14 protein-coding genes and 1 tRNA gene are annotated in these 13,971 nt (G+C 69.4%); 1 reads left to right on the top strand and 14 read right to left on the bottom strand.

Going from position 1 to position 13,971, the window contains the following annotated elements; translation table 11 throughout:
- The 14 genes from nuoH to accD all read right to left on the bottom strand — a co-directional run bounded on the left by nuoH (position 1) and on the right by accD (position 13,256).
- Entirely contained in the window at positions 1-1,092 is a 1,092-nt protein-coding gene (gene nuoH / locus CSC68_RS13345) for an NADH-quinone oxidoreductase subunit NuoH (protein WP_162204069.1), read from the bottom strand.
- Positions 1,089-3,332: an NADH-quinone oxidoreductase subunit NuoG gene (gene nuoG, locus CSC68_RS13340; protein WP_162204067.1), complete on the bottom strand. Its 2,244-nt coding sequence runs from the start codon at positions 3,330-3,332 to the stop codon at positions 1,089-1,091. The genes nuoH and nuoG overlap by 4 nt, the downstream gene beginning before the upstream one ends.
- Positions 3,329-4,699 carry an NADH-quinone oxidoreductase subunit NuoF gene (gene nuoF, locus CSC68_RS13335; RefSeq protein ID WP_162204066.1) on the bottom strand — a complete coding sequence of 457 codons (1,371 nt, stop codon included), beginning with the start codon at positions 4,697-4,699 and terminating at the stop codon, positions 3,329-3,331. Before nuoF ends, nuoG begins: the two co-directional genes overlap by 4 nt.
- A gap of 11 nt (positions 4,700-4,710) precedes the next feature.
- Entirely contained in the window at positions 4,711-5,238 is a 528-nt protein-coding gene (gene nuoE, locus CSC68_RS13330; protein WP_162204064.1) for an NADH-quinone oxidoreductase subunit NuoE, read from the bottom strand.
- A complete protein-coding gene (locus tag CSC68_RS13325) occupies positions 5,235-6,545 on the bottom strand; it encodes an NADH-quinone oxidoreductase subunit D (protein ID WP_162204104.1) in 1,311 nt (436 codons plus the stop codon). Before CSC68_RS13325 ends, nuoE begins: the two co-directional genes overlap by 4 nt.
- 8 nt (positions 6,546-6,553) lie before the next feature.
- Complete coding sequence (locus CSC68_RS13320) at positions 6,554-7,306, bottom strand: NADH-quinone oxidoreductase subunit C (RefSeq protein ID WP_162204062.1); 753 nt, start codon at positions 7,304-7,306, stop codon at positions 6,554-6,556.
- A gap of 60 nt (positions 7,307-7,366) precedes the next feature.
- The gene (locus tag CSC68_RS13315) at positions 7,367-7,945 is read right to left on the bottom strand and encodes a NuoB/complex I 20 kDa subunit family protein (RefSeq protein ID WP_162204060.1); all 579 of its coding nucleotides are present in this window, start codon (positions 7,943-7,945) and stop codon (positions 7,367-7,369) included.
- Positions 7,936-8,292 carry an NADH-quinone oxidoreductase subunit A gene (locus CSC68_RS13310; protein ID WP_162204059.1) on the bottom strand — a complete coding sequence of 119 codons (357 nt, stop codon included), beginning with the start codon at positions 8,290-8,292 and terminating at the stop codon, positions 7,936-7,938. The genes CSC68_RS13315 and CSC68_RS13310 overlap by 10 nt, the downstream gene beginning before the upstream one ends.
- A 293-nt stretch (positions 8,293-8,585) precedes the next feature.
- A tRNA-Leu gene (locus CSC68_RS13305) sits at positions 8,586-8,670 on the bottom strand.
- A 43-nt stretch (positions 8,671-8,713) separates the two neighbouring features.
- A complete protein-coding gene (secG, locus tag CSC68_RS13300) occupies positions 8,714-9,142 on the bottom strand; it encodes a preprotein translocase subunit SecG (protein WP_162204057.1) in 429 nt (142 codons plus the stop codon).
- 14 nt (positions 9,143-9,156) lie between these two features.
- Positions 9,157-9,915, bottom strand: a complete 759-nt coding sequence (tpiA, locus tag CSC68_RS13295) for a triose-phosphate isomerase (protein WP_162204055.1) — start codon at positions 9,913-9,915, stop codon at positions 9,157-9,159.
- Positions 9,916-10,012: 97 nt separating this feature from the next.
- Positions 10,013-10,951 carry an isopenicillin N synthase family dioxygenase gene (locus CSC68_RS13290; protein WP_162204053.1) on the bottom strand — a complete coding sequence of 313 codons (939 nt, stop codon included), beginning with the start codon at positions 10,949-10,951 and terminating at the stop codon, positions 10,013-10,015.
- Between the two features lie 65 nt (positions 10,952-11,016).
- The gene (gene glmM, locus CSC68_RS13285) at positions 11,017-12,372 is read right to left on the bottom strand and encodes a phosphoglucosamine mutase (protein WP_162204052.1); all 1,356 of its coding nucleotides are present in this window, start codon (positions 12,370-12,372) and stop codon (positions 11,017-11,019) included.
- Positions 12,369-13,256 (bottom strand): acetyl-CoA carboxylase, carboxyltransferase subunit beta, encoded by an 888-nt coding sequence (accD, locus tag CSC68_RS13280; protein WP_162204051.1) that lies wholly within the window; start codon positions 13,254-13,256, stop codon positions 12,369-12,371. The genes glmM and accD overlap by 4 nt, the downstream gene beginning before the upstream one ends.
- A 147-nt stretch (positions 13,257-13,403) precedes the next feature.
- On the opposite strand from accD, the gene CSC68_RS13275 reads away from it, so the two are divergent.
- On the top strand, positions 13,404-13,871 hold the full coding sequence (locus tag CSC68_RS13275) for a DUF4442 domain-containing protein (protein ID WP_162204050.1): 468 nt from the start codon (positions 13,404-13,406) through the stop codon (positions 13,869-13,871).
- Positions 13,872-13,971: the final 100 nt, after the last annotated feature.

Genomic DNA, 13,971 nt, shown 5'->3' with positions numbered 1-13,971 from the left:
TCAGGCGCCCTTCTCGAACACGCCAAAGAACACCAGCAGAGCGGTCACCGCGATCCAGAAGATCGTGAGCGGGATGAAGACCTTCCAGCCCAGACGCATGATCTGGTCGTAGCGGTAGCGCGGGAAGCTGGCGCGGAACCAGATGTATGCGCTGGCGAAGAACACCACCTTGGCCAGCAGCCACGGCCAGCCGCCCTTCCAGACCCAGTCGATCCACGGCGAGACGTCCGCCGTGACCCAGCCCTGGATCGGGCTCAGCCAGCCGCCGAGGAAGAAGATCGAGATCAGGAAGCTGACCAGGATCATGTTGGCGTACTCGGCCAGGAAGAACAGCGCGAACGCCGAACCCGAGTACTCGACCATGTGGCCGGCCACGATCTCCGACTCGCCTTCCACCACGTCGAACGGCGCGCGGTTGGTCTCGGCGACGCCGGACACCCAGTACACGATGAACAGCGGCAGCAGCGGCAGCCAGAACCACTCGAAGAAGCCGGCATCGCCCGACTGGGCCATCACGATGTCGGTCAGGTTCAGGCTGCCGGCGGCGATCAGCACGCCGACCAGCGCGAAACCCATCGCGATCTCGTAGCTGACCACCTGCGCGGCCGAACGCATCGCGCCGAGGAAGGCGTACTTCGAGTTGGAGGCCCAGCCGGCGATGATCACGCCGTACACGCCCAGCGAGGTCATCGCCAGCAGGTACAGCAGGCCGGCGTTGGCGTTGGACAGCACGAGCTGGTAGTCGAACGGCACCACCGCCCACGCCGCAAACGCCGGCGCCAGCACGATCAGCGGGGCCAGCACGTACATGACCTTGTGCGCGTTGGCCGGCTGGATGACTTCCTTGAACAGCAGCTTGAAGACGTCCGCGAACGCCTGGAAGATGCCCATGCCCACGTACATGGGCCCGTGGCGCACGTGCATCCAGCCGATGAGCTTGCGCTCCCAGACCACGTAGAACGCCACGGCGATGATCACCGGCATGGCGATGGTCAGGATCTTCAGCACGATCCACAGCGCCGGGCCCAGTTCGCCCAGGCCGTAGAACCACTCGCGCAGCGGTCCGACCGCGTTGATCAGCAGTTCGTTCATGCCTTCACCACCTCGACCCGGCCAGCGCCCAGCGGCGCGGTGGCGCCGTGGCCACCTTCGATCCATGCCGCACCGGCGGCGACCCGCGCATCCAGCTCGACCGGCAGGGTGGCCGTGCCGTGCGCGCCCTTGACCTTGACCACCGCGCCGGACCCGATGCCCGCCGCGTCGGCCGGATTGAGCACGATGCGCGGGGCGACGTTGAGCGGATGCGCCTGCAGCGCGGCCGCACGACGGACCACCGCGTCGGTGCGGTAGATCGCCGGGACCAGGGCCAGCTCCAGGCCGCCCTCGCCCGCCGCGCCGGCGGCACCGGCGCGGACCTGCACCGCGCGACCGCCTTCCAGCATCGCGCGCGCGCCGGCCAGGTCGGTGAACTCGAAGCCGGCCAGGCCCAGCTCGCCACCCAGCGCACGCAGCACGCGCCAGCCCTCGCGGGCCTGGCCCGGCAGGCGGCCGGCGGCGTGCGCCGACTGCTCGATGCCGTTGAGGTTGGTCAGCGTGGCCTCGATCTCGGGCAGCGCGCCGATCGGCAGGATCACGTCGGCCACCGCGCGGGTGGACTCGCAGGCGAAGTGGCTGAAGGCCACGACCCTGGCGCCGTTGAGCGCCTTCAGCGCGGCGGCGGTGTCGGCGAAGTCCAGGCCCGGCTCGATGCCGTACAGCACATAGGCGCGGCGCGGCTCGGCGAACATGGCGGCGACGTCGCGGCCGGCCGGCAGCACGCCGGCGCGGGCCAGGCCAACGGCGTTGGCGCCCTGCGGGATGCGGCACAGCGAGGCGCCGGTGGCGATCGCGAAGTCGCGCGCGGCAGCGCGGATCGCGGCGGCCTGCGGATGGTTCTCGGCAATCGCGCCGACGATCACCACCGGACGGGTCGCGCCCTGCAGCGCACCGCGCAGCTCGGCCCCGCCCAGCACGCCGGCGAAGCCCGACGGCGGCACGATGTGCTTGCCGGCGGCGGCGAAGGTGAAGTCGAAGTCGACCGGGTTGACCACGTGGATGCGCGCGCCGTGCTTGGTCTGCGCCTTGCGCAGGCGGGCGTGCAGCAACGGCAGCTCGTGGCGGATGTTGCTGCCGACCACGACGATGGCGTCGGCCTGCTCGATCTCGGAGACCGGCAGCGCGAACGGCTCGGCGACCGCGGCGTCGGAGAAGTCGCGGTTGGCGATGCGGTGGTCGATGTTGCCGGTGCCCAGCGCGGCCGCCAGCGCGGCCAGCAGGCCGCCCTCCTCGTTCGAGGTGGCCGGGTGCGCCAGCACGCCCAGGTCGTCGCCCTTGTTGTCGCGCAGGATCGCGGCGGCGGCGGACAGGGCCTCGGCCCAGGTCGCCTCCTTCCACTCCCCGCCCGCCTTGACCAGCGGCACGGTGGCGCGGTCGGCGGCATCCAGGCCCTGGTGCGAGTAGCGGTCGCGGTCGGACAGCCAGCACTCGTTGACCAGCTCGTTCTCGCGCGGCACGGCGCGCAGCACTTCGCCGCGGCGGCTGTGCAGGAACAGGTTCGAGCCCAGGGCGTCGTGGTAGCCCAGCGACTCCTTGGCGATCAGCTCCCACGGACGGGCGCGGAACTGGAACACCTTGTTGGTCAGCGCGCCGACCGGGCACACGTCGATGACGTTGCCGGACAGCTCGGTGGTCAGTGGCTTGCCGTCATAGGTGCCGATCTGCAGGTTCTCGCCGCGGTACATGCCGCCCAGCTCGTACGTACCGGCGATCTCGCCGGGGAAACGCACGCAGCGGGTGCACTGGATGCAGCGGGTCATCTCGGTGGCGACCAGCGGACCGATGTCCTCGTCCGGCACCACGCGCTTGCGCTCGACGAAGCGGCTGACCGAGCGGCCGTAGCCCAGCGACAGGTCCTGCAGCTCGCACTCGCCGCCCTGGTCGCAGACCGGGCAGTCCAGCGGGTGGTTGATCAGCAGGAACTCGAGCACGTTGCGCTGCGACTTGAGGGCCTTCTCGTTGCGGGTGAAGACCTTCATGCCGTCCATCACCGGCGTGGCGCAGGCCGGCGACGGCTTCGGCGCGGCGCGGCCGCCGACCTCGGTGTCGACCAGGCACATGCGGCAGTTCGCGGCGATGGCCAGCTTGTCGTGGTAGCAGAAACGCGGGATCGGGATGCCGGCCTTGTCGGCAACCTGGATGATCATCGATCCCTTGGGCGCGGCCAGTTCGACGCCGTCGATGAAGACGGTGACGTGGTCCGGCGGAAGGTTCGGGTTCACGGGCTGCGCACTCACGCGGCCACCTCCACGTTGGAGCGGACCACCGTCCCGTCGCGCTCGTCGTCGACGAGGAAGCGCTTGTTGACGATGGCGTACTCAAATTCATGCCAGAAGTGGCGCAGGAAGCCCTGCACCGGCCACGCGGCGGCTTCGCCGAACGCGCAGATGGTGTGGCCTTCGATCTGCCCCGCCGCGGTGCGCAGCATGTGCAGGTCGTCCAGCGTCGCCTCCAGGTTGGCGATGCGGGTCAGCATGCGGTACATCCAGCCGGTGCCCTCGCGGCACGGCGTGCACTGGCCGCAGCTTTCCTTGTAGTAGAAGCGCGCGATGCGCTGGCAGGCGCGCACCATGCAGGTGGTGTGGTCCATGACGATGACCGCGCCCGAACCCAGGCCCGAACCGGCCTTCTGGATCGAGTCGTAGTCCATGGTCAGGCCCATCATCACCTCGCCCGGCAGCACCGGCATCGAGGAACCGCCCGGGATTACCGCCTTGATGCGGTTGCCGTTGCGGATGCCGCCGCACATGTCCAGCAGCTCGGAGAACGGGGTGCCCAGGCGGATCTCGTGGTTGCCGGGGCGCGCGACGTGGCCGGAGACCGAGAAGATCTTGCAGCCGCCGTTGTTGGGCTTGCCCAGGTTCATGAACCACTCGGCGCCGTTGCGCACGATCGCCGGCACCGAGGCGTAGGTCTCGGTGTTGTTGATCGTGGTCGGCTTGCCGTACAGGCCGAAGTTGGCCGGGAACGGCGGCTTGAAGCGCGGCTGGCCCTTCTTGCCTTCCAGCGACTCCATCAGCGCGGTCTCTTCGCCGCAGATGTAGGCGCCGGCGCCGAGGGCGTTGTAGATGTCGATGTCCACGCCCGAGCCGAGGATGTTCTTGCCCAGCCAGCCGTGCTTGTAGGCCTCGGCCAGGGCTTCCTCCAGGTGCTCGAAGGGCTCGTGGTGGAACTCGCCGCGCAGGTAGTTGTAGCCCACGGTCGAGCCGGTGGCGTAGCAGGCGATGGCCATGCCTTCGATCACCGCGTGCGGGTTGAAGCGCAGGATGTCGCGGTCCTTGCAGGTGCCCGGCTCGGACTCGTCCGAGTTGCAGAGGATGTACTTCTGCATGTCGCCCTTGGGCATGAAGCTCCACTTCAGGCCGGTCGGGAAGCCTGCGCCGCCGCGGCCGCGCAGGCCGGACTGCTTGACCATCTCGATGACGTCGGCCGGCGGGACTTTCTCGGTCAGGATCTTGCGCAGCGCCTGGTAGCCGCCGGTCTTGAGGTAGTTCTCGTACGACCACGGCTTGTCGAAGTGCAGCGTCGTGTAGACCGCCTGGTGCTCCTTCGGCGCCGGGCCGACCGGGCCGTAGCCCTCGGAAATCTTCGGGTGGTGTGCCATCTGCGCCGCCCTCACTTCAGTCCGTCGAGCAGCTCGTCCACCTTCTCGGTGGTGAGCTTCTCGTGGTAATGGCCGTTGATCACGACCACCGGGGCGCCGCAGCACGCGGCCACGCACTCTTCCTCGCGCTTGAGGTAGACGCGGCCGTCGGCGGTGGACTCGCCCAGCTTGCAGCCCAGCTTCTTCTCGGCATGCTCGACCAGCTCCTGGGCCCCGTTGAGCCAGCAGCTGATGTTGGTGCAGAACGCAACGTTGTTGCGGCCCACCGGCTGGGTCTCGAACATCGAGTAGAAGGTGGCGACCTCGTAGGCCCACACCGGCGGGATGTCCAGGTACTTGGCAACGGCGGCGATCAGCTCGTCGCTCAGCCAGCCCCCGTTCTGTTCCTGCGCCGCGTGCAGGCCCTGCAGCACCGCCGACCGCTTGCGGTCCGGCGGGAACTTGGTCAGCCAGTGGTCGATGTGCGCGCGGGTGGCGTCGCTCAGCACGACCATCGGGTCGACGTTGCGCGCGTTCTCGAAATTACCGGTGGCCTTCATCGATCCACCTCACCAAACACAAGGTCATAAGTACCGATCATGGCCACGACGTCGGCCAGCATGTGGCCGCGCACGATCTCGTCGATCGACGACAGGTGCGCGAAGCCCGGGGCGCGCAGGTGCACGCGGAACGGCTTGTTGGCGCCGTCGGAAACCAGGTAGCAGCCGAACTCGCCCTTGGGCGCCTCGACCGCGGCGTAGGTCTCGCCGGCCGGCACGCAGTAGCCCTCGGAGAACAGCTTGAAGTGGTGGATCAGGGCTTCCATGTCGTCCTTCATCTCCTCCCGCTTGGGAGGGGCGACCTTGAAGTTCCTGACCATCACCGGGCCGGGGTTTTCCTTCAGCCACTTCACGCACTGGGCGATGATGCGGTTCGACTCGCGCATCTCGGCGATGCGGACCAGGTAGCGGTCGTAGCAGTCGCCGTTGACGCCGACCGGGATGTCGAAGTCCACCGCGTCGTACTTGGCGTACGGCTGCTTCTTGCGCAGGTCCCAGGCGATGCCCGAACCGCGCAGCATCGGGCCGGTCATGCCCCAGGCATGGGCCTGCTCGGGGGTGACCACGCCGATGCCGACGGTGCGCTGCTTCCAGATGCGGTTGTCCGTCAGCAGCGTCTCGTACTCGTCGACGCGCTTGGGGAACTCGCGGGTGAAGTGCTCGATGTAGTCCAGGAGCGAACCCTCGCGCGCCTCGTTGAAGCGCTTGAGCTTGGCGCCCTTGTGCCAGGGCGACTCCTTGTACTTCGGCATGTGGTCCGGCAGGTCGCGGTAGACGCCGCCCGGGCGGTAGTAGGCCGCGTGCATGCGCGCGCCGCTGACCGCCTCGTAGACGTCCATCAGCTCCTCGCGCTCGCGGAACGCGTACAGGAACACCGCCATCGCGCCCAGGTCCAGCGCGTTGGAACCGACCCACATCAGGTGGTTCAGGATGCGGGTGATCTCGTCGAACATCGTGCGGATGTACTGGGCGCGCTCCGGCGCCTCGATCCCCAGCAGGGTCTCGATCGCGCGCACGTAGGCGTGCTCGTTGCACATCATCGACACGTAGTCCAGGCGGTCCATGTACGGGATCGACTGGTTGAACGGCTTGGACTCGGCCAGCTTCTCGGTGCCGCGGTGGAGCAGGCCCACGTGCGGGTCGGCGCGGACGATGGTCTCGCCGTCCATCTCCAGGATCAGGCGCAGCACGCCGTGCGCGGCCGGATGCTGCGGGCCGAAGTTCATCGTGTAGTTGCGGATCTCCTGCCGCGGAACGGCGGAGCCGCCGGCCGGCTGGCCCGGCTGGCTGTGGTTGTCAGTAAGCATCTGGGCGCTCACTTGGCGGCCTCCCGTTGTGCGGCTTCGCCCGCGGCGGTCTGGTAGCGGGCGTCGTCGCGGATCACGCGCGGCACGCCGACGCGCGGCTCGACCGAGGTCACCGGCTCGTAGACCACGCGCTTGCGCTCTTCGTCGTAGCGGACCTCGACGTTGCCGATCAGCGGGAAGTCCTTGCGGAACGGATGGCCGACGAAACCGTAGTCCGTCATGATCCGGCGCAGGTCCGGATGGCCTTCGAAGATAATGCCGTACAGGTCGAACGCCTCGCGCTCGAACCAGTTGGCGCCGCGCCAGACCGGGGTCAGCGACGGCACGACCGGCAGGGAGTCGTCCTGGGCGAAGCAGCGCACGCGCAGGCGGCGGTTGTTCGAATACGAGATCAGGTGGACGACCGCGGCGAAGCGGCGCTCCGGCACCAGCACCGGCTCGATGCCGGCCTCGCCCTGCTCGCTGGGCCTCTCGCCCCAGCCGAAGCGGCCCGGGCCCTTGCCCTCGACGCCGCGGCTGAAGCCGGTGGAGGACACGTCGTCGGTGTCCCACTCGTCGCTTCCGTAGCCCATGTAGTCGATGCCGCACAGATCGGTGAGCTGCTCGAAGCCGAACTCGTCGCGCAGGGCGACGCAGGTGGCGAGCAGGTCCTGGGCGGAGGCCTCGAGGGTGACTTCACCACGGGGCTCGGCCACGGTGACCGTGGCGCCGGGGAATCGGTCGCGCAGTCGCTGGGCGAAGGTGGCAGCTGGCTCGGCCATGGGGCTTGGCGTTTCCGTCGTTCGTGCGCGCAGGGCGCGCGGTGGATCTTGGAGGGAGGATCAGCGGGCGATGGTGTTGTTCTTCTTCGCCGCCACCGTCTGCGTGCGCCAGATCTTCTTCTGCAGCTGCAGGATGCCGTAGACCAGCGCTTCGGCCGTCGGCGGGCAGCCGGGCACGTAGATGTCCACCGGCACGATGCGGTCGCAGCCGCGCACCACCGAGTACGAGTAGTGGTAGTAGCCGCCGCCGTTGGCGCAGCTGCCCATGGAGATGACCCACTTCGGGTCGGGCATCTGGTCGTAGACCTTGCGCAGCGCCGGGGCCATCTTGTTGACCAGGGTGCCGGCCACGATCATCACGTCCGACTGGCGCGGCGACGGGCGGAACACCACGCCGTAGCGGTCCAGGTCCAGGCGCGCGGCGCCGGCGTGCATCATCTCGACCGCGCAGCAGGCCAGGCCGAAGGTCATCGGCCACATCGAGCCGGTGCGCGCCCAGTTGACCAGCGCGTCGACGCTGGTGGTGACGTAACCCTTCTCCAGCAGCGGGTTCTCGCCGGCGGGCCGCAGGATGTCCTCAACCCGCGCCTCGGGCATCGGGTTGGTCATCAGGCGGTCGATGGTTTGGATCACTCCCATTCGAGCGCTCCCTTCTTCCAGACGTAGACGAAGCCGAGGAAGAGCATCCCCACGAACAGGCCCATGGTGACCAGCGCGCGCGGCCCCAGGTCCTGGAACACGAGGGTCCACGGCACGATGAAGATGATTTCCAGGTCGAAGACGATGAACTGGATCGCGATCAGGTAGTAGCGCACGTCGAACTTCATGCGCGCGTCCTCGAACGCCTCGAAGCCGCACTCGTAGGGCGACAGCTTCCGGGCGTCCGGACTGCGGGGTCCGAGCACGCGGCCGACGATGATCAGCGCAACGCCGATCCCGGTGGCCACGATCAGGAACAGCAGGGTCGGCAGGTATTGGGCCAGCACGTGTGGTTCTCTCTTGCCTCTGCCCGGGAGCGGGCTTGGGTGGGCGACGGGACCGCACGCGCGGCACTCCCCTCGCCTGTCCTGCCGCGGCCTGGCCGCGGTACTCGCCAATGCGCCGCGCGGCACGGGAAGACCCGGCCGCGCGGTTGTGCATAGCAGCGGAATTGTAGCCTCCGCGAAGACAAGGGTAAACGCTTTGCCCCCTTTATCGACGCTTCCTCAACTTTCCGCGGAAACAAAGAAGCCCGCCGAAGCGGGCCTTCTTCGCCCGGCATACACGCCGGGCCGTGTTTTGGTGCCCAAGAGGGGACTCGAACCCCTACGACTCTCGTCGCTACCACCTCAAGGTAGTGCGTCTACCAATTCCGCCACCTGGGCTGAAACTCTCGCGCCGGCTGCGGCGCGCGGCGCATTGTACGCGTTACTCGGCCGGAGTAGCAGCCTCTTGCGCATTTTCCTGCTGCGCCGGCGCCGGGACCTCGCTGGCGGCCGGCGCGGCGGCCGGCACCTCGGAGGCGGCAGGCGGCGGCGGCAGCTCGCCGGGCGCCACGGACGGAGCCGCCGGGACTTCCAGCTGGCCCATCACGCCCAGGTCCTGGTCCACCACCGGGCGCGCGCCGTGGGTGGCGTACCAGGCCATGAACAGGCTGATGCCGAAGAACACCACGGCCAGCCACTTGGTGCTCTTGGACAGGAAGTTGGACGCGCCGCGCGCGCCGAACACCGTGCCGGAGGCGCCCGCGCCGAAGCCGGAGCCGGCGGCCGCGCCGGCGCCGCGCTGCAGCAGGATCAGCACGATCATGGCGATCGCCACCAGCACGTACACCACGTTGAGGATCAGCATCAGCATTGTCAGGGTCTCGCTTACCGGGCCGCCGCAGCGGCCCGGGCAATGGCCAGGAAATCCGCGGCCACCAGGGAGGCGCCGCCGATCAGCCCGCCGTCCACGTCCGGCTGCGCGCACAGCGCGCCGGCGTTGTCGGGCTTCACGCTGCCCCCGTAAAGGATGGGCAGCGAATCGGCGATTCTAGCATCGTGCGCGGCGATCTGGCGACGGATGAATGCGTGCATCTCCTGGGCCTGCTCCGGGCTGGCGGTCCGGCCGGTGCCGATGGCCCAGCATGGCTCGTAGGCGACCACCGCGCCGGCCAAGCCCCCCACCCCGCCCCGGTCCAGCACCGGCTGCAGCTGCCCGGCGATGACCTCCTCGGCGCGGCCGGCCTCGCGGTCCTCCAGGTGCTCGCCCAGGCACAGGATCGGCACCAGGCCGGCCTCCAGGGCCGCCTGCACCTTGCGCGCGACCAGCTCGCTGGATTCGGCGTGGTAGCGGCGGCGCTCGGAATGGCCGCACAGCGTGTAGCGCGCGCCGACGTCGGCCACCATGCGGGCGGAGACCTCGCCCGTGTAGGCGCCCTCGCCGTGCGGACTGACGTCCTGGGCACCGAACTGCAGGGCCGAACCCTCGAAGTCCTCGATCAGGTCGCCCAGGTAGGGCATCGGCGGCAGGACCACCAGCTCGACGCCGGGGATCGGGGCCTGCGCCGCGACCTCGGCGACCAGCGAGGTCGCGAAGTCCCGCGTGCCATACAGTTTCCAGTTGCCCGCGACGATCCTGCGACGCATGCCCGCTCCCGTAAGTACGTAACCGCGCGGAAGGATACCGTGCGGTACGGGAAAGCGCGCCCTGACAACGCAGGACAGGACGCGCTTTCCGTGGCGCTTACTTCAGCTTGATCTCGCGCAGGCGCTGCTCGAGGAACCCCTGGGCGGTGATCGGCTCCGGATAGCGGCTCGGGTTGTCCGCGCTCACGCACGACGGCAGCACGTCGATCAGGAAATCCGGGTTCGGGTGCAGGAAGAACGGCACCGAGTAGCGCGGCTTGCGCGCCTCCTCGCCCGGGGGGTTGACCACGCGGTGGATGGTCGACGGGTACACGTGGTTGGTCAGGCGCTCGAGCATGTCGCCGATGTTGACCACGATGGTGTCGCCCTCGGAAGTGAACGGCACCCACTCGCCCTCGTGCGAGCGCACTTCCAGGCCCGCGGCGCTGGCGCCGACCAGCAGGGTGATGAAGTTGATGTCGCCGTGGGCGCCGGCGCGCACGTTGGGGATGTCGTCGGCGGTGATCGGCGGGTAGTGGATCGGGCGCAGGATCGAGTTGCCGAAGTTGGTCTTGTCCGCGAAGAAGTCCTCCGGCAGGCCGATGTGCAGCGCCAGCGCGCTCAGCACGCGCGACCCAAGCGAATCCAGCGCCTGGTACAGGGCGTAGCCGTACTCGCGGAACTCCGGCACTTCCTCCGGCCACAGGTTCGGCGCCATGAACTGGCGGTACTTGGAATCGTCCGGGATCTCGCGGCCGATGTGCCAGAACTCCTTCAGGTCGAAGTGCTTGCTGCCCTTGGCGGTCTCCACCCCGAACGGGGTGTAGCCGCGGGCGCCGCCGCCGCCGGGCACGTGGTACTTCTTCTTCACCTCCTCCGGGAGGGCGAAGAACTTCTTGAAGGCGGCGTAGGCGTTGTCGATCAGTTCCGGCGAAATGCCATGGTTGCTGATGCCGGCAAAGCCCCACTCGCGGTAGGCCGCACCGAGCTCGGCCACGAAGGCCTCGCGGTCGGTGTCGTAGCGTGTGATGTCGAAGGTGGGGATACGGGCGGACATGAGGGGAAATACTCCGGGGTGATGCGGCGCCGGCCGCGCGGCCGGCGCCTGGGACTTTGCCGGCTTCAGCCGGCGGCCTGGCGCACGGCCGAGGCAAGGGTGTCGAGGGTGGCCTGCATCAGCGCGGCATCGTCGGCTTCCACCGTGACCCGCACCACCGGCTCGGTACCGGACGGCCGCAGGAAGGCGCGGCCGCGGCCCTGCACGGCCGACTGCGCCTGCCGCAGCGCCTCGCGCACGCCATCGGCAGCGACGACGTCGGCCGCCTTCGCGCCATCCAGGCGCACGTTGACCGTGGCCTGCGGCACGACCGCCAGGCCTTCCAGGGCCTGGTCCAGGCGCTGGCCGGCGCGGCGCAGGACGTCGAGCACCTGCAGCGCGCTGACGATGGCGTCGCCGGTGGTGGCGCGATCCAGGCACAGCAGGTGGCCGGAAGCCTCGCCGCCGAGCACGCCGCCGCCCTCGACCAGGGCCTGGTGCACGTAGCGGTCGCCGACCTTGGCCCGCTGGAACGGGATACCGGCCTGCTCCAGCGCGCGCTCCAGGCCGTAGTTGGTCATCAGCGTGCCGACCACCGGGCCGCGCAGGCGGCCGCTGGCCTGCCAGTCGCGGGCCAGCACGTACAGCAGGCCGTCGCCGTCCACGGTGCGCCCCTGGGCGTCGACCATCAGCACGCGGTCGCCGTCGCCGTCGAAGGCGATGCCCAGGTCGGCGCCGGCCTCCACGACCTTGGCCGCGAGGTTGCCGATATGCATGGAGCCGACGCCGGCGTTGATGTTCACGCCGTCCGGCGCGGCGCCGATGGCGGTCACCTCCGCGCCCAGTTCGCGGAACATCAGCGGGGCGATGTGGTAGGTGGCGCCGTGGGCGCAGTCGAGCACGACCTTCAGCCCGCGCAGGTCGAAGCCGCGCGGCACCGAGGCCTTGCAGAACTCGATGTAGCGGCCGACGGCGTCGCGCGCGCGCGCGACCTTGCCCAGCTGGCCGGATTCGACCGTCGAGAACGGCTCGTCCCGCGCGGCCCCGATCGCCCGGTCGGTGGGGTCGGCGAGCTTCTCGCCTTCGGCCGAGAAGAACTTGATGCCGTTGTCGTAGTGCGGGTTGTGCGAGGCGCTGATGACGATGCCGGCGTCGGCGCCCAGGGTGCGGGTCAGGAAGGCCACGGCGGGCGTGGGCATCGGGCCCAGCATCTGCACGTTGGCGCCGGCCGCGACCAGGCCGGCCTCCAGGGCCGACTCGAACATGTAGCCGGAGATGCGCGTGTCCTTGCCGATCACCACCGTGGGGCGGGCCTGCCCGCTGTCCGCCAGCACCCGCCCCAGCGCATTGCCGAGGCGGAGCACGAAATCGGCCGAAATCGGTCCCTGACCGACCCGGCCGCGGATGCCGTCGGTGCCGAAGTAGCGGCGGGAACTGCTCATGCTGCGTCCAGGGCGTCGTCGGGCTTGGGCTGGCGCATCATCATCGCCAGCAGGGTGGCCAGGCGGTCGCGCAACTCGCGGCGGTCGCAGATCTGGTCGATGGCGCCGTGCTCGAGCAGGAACTCCGAGCGCTGGAAGCCCTCGGGCAGCTTCTCGCGCACGGTCTGCTCGATCACGCGCGGACCGGCGAAGCCGATCAGCGCCTCCGGCTCGGCGATGTTGAGGTCGCCCAGCATCGCGAACGAGGCCGAGACGCCGCCGGTGGTCGGATGGGTCAGCACCGAGATATAGGGGATGCCGGCCGCGCGCAGGCGCCCCAGCGCCGCCGAGGTCTTGGCCATCTGCATCAGGGAGAACAGGCTCTCCTGCATGCGCGCGCCGCCGGAGGCGGAGAAGTTGACGAACGGGGCGCCGATCTCCAGCGCGCGCTCGGCCGCCAGGGTGAACTTCTCGCCCACCACCGAGCCCATCGAGCCGCCCATGTAGGCGAAGTCGAACGAGCTGGCCACCAGCGGACGGCCCTTGAGCGTGCCCTCCATCGCGATCAGGGCGTCGTACTCGCCGGTGGCCTTCTGGGTGGACTTGATGCGGTCGGCGTAGCGCTTCTGGTCGCGGAACTTCAGCACGTCGGTCGGCGCCAGCCTGGCGGCGATCTCGGTGGTGGAGCCGGGGTCGAACAGCGAGGCCAGGCGCGCGCGGGCACGGATGGGCATGTGGAAGGCGCACTTGGGGCACACCTCCAGGTTCTCCTCCAGCTCCGGGCGGTACAGCGCGGCGCCGCAGCGGTCGCACTTCTCCCACAGCCCCTCGGGGACGCTGCGCTTGCGGTTGGAGGCGCTTTCGGTGCGGATGCCGGAGGGCATCAGTTTGCTGAGCCAGCTCATGCGGGGCGGTCGGTTCCGTTCAGCGGCCGGGACGGCCGGTAAAGGCGCACAGTCTAGCCCAGCGCCCCCTCGGCCCGCGCATGAAACCATTTCCGTACCAACACGTATGGTACGCTGCGCGCCCCCGTCGTTCCAGCCCGACCCACGATGTCGCCAGCATTGATGCGCCACTTGATGAACCTGTGGCCCCCGTTCCTGTTCACCGGCATCCATGTGGCCGCACTGTCCCCGGACTGGCGCCAGGCCCGGGTGGAACTGCGCCTGCGCCCGTGGAACCGCAACTACGTCGGCACCCACTTCGGCGGCAGCCTGTTCGCCATGACCGACCCGTTCTGGATGCTGCTGCTGATGCACTGCCTGGGCCGGGACTACTGGGTCTGGGACCGCGAGGGACGGATCGAATTCCTGCGCCCGGGGCGCACCAGGGTGTCCACCACCTTCCGGGTCGACGACGCGGTGCTGGAGCAGATCCGCCAGGCCACCGCCGGCGGCGACAAGTACCTGCACTGGTTCGAGAACGACGTGGTCGACGCCAACGGCGAGGTCGTGGCCCGGGTGCACAAGCAGGTCTACATCCGGCGCAAGCCGGACCGGCGCCCGGCCCAGGACGCCTGAGTCCGGGGGCGGGCCGCGCCACCAACGGATGGCGGCAGGCCCGCCTGCCCCACCTCCCCGGCCTGCGCCGGGAGCCGGCGCTACAATCCGCGCCATGACC

This window comes from Pseudoxanthomonas suwonensis, assembly GCF_010093235.1.
In the GTDB taxonomy this organism is placed as follows: Bacteria; Pseudomonadota; Gammaproteobacteria; order Xanthomonadales; family Xanthomonadaceae; genus Pseudoxanthomonas; species Pseudoxanthomonas suwonensis.
The sequence above is the reverse complement of the archived record's forward strand: the minus strand, read 5'-3'. Positions and strand labels throughout refer to the sequence as shown.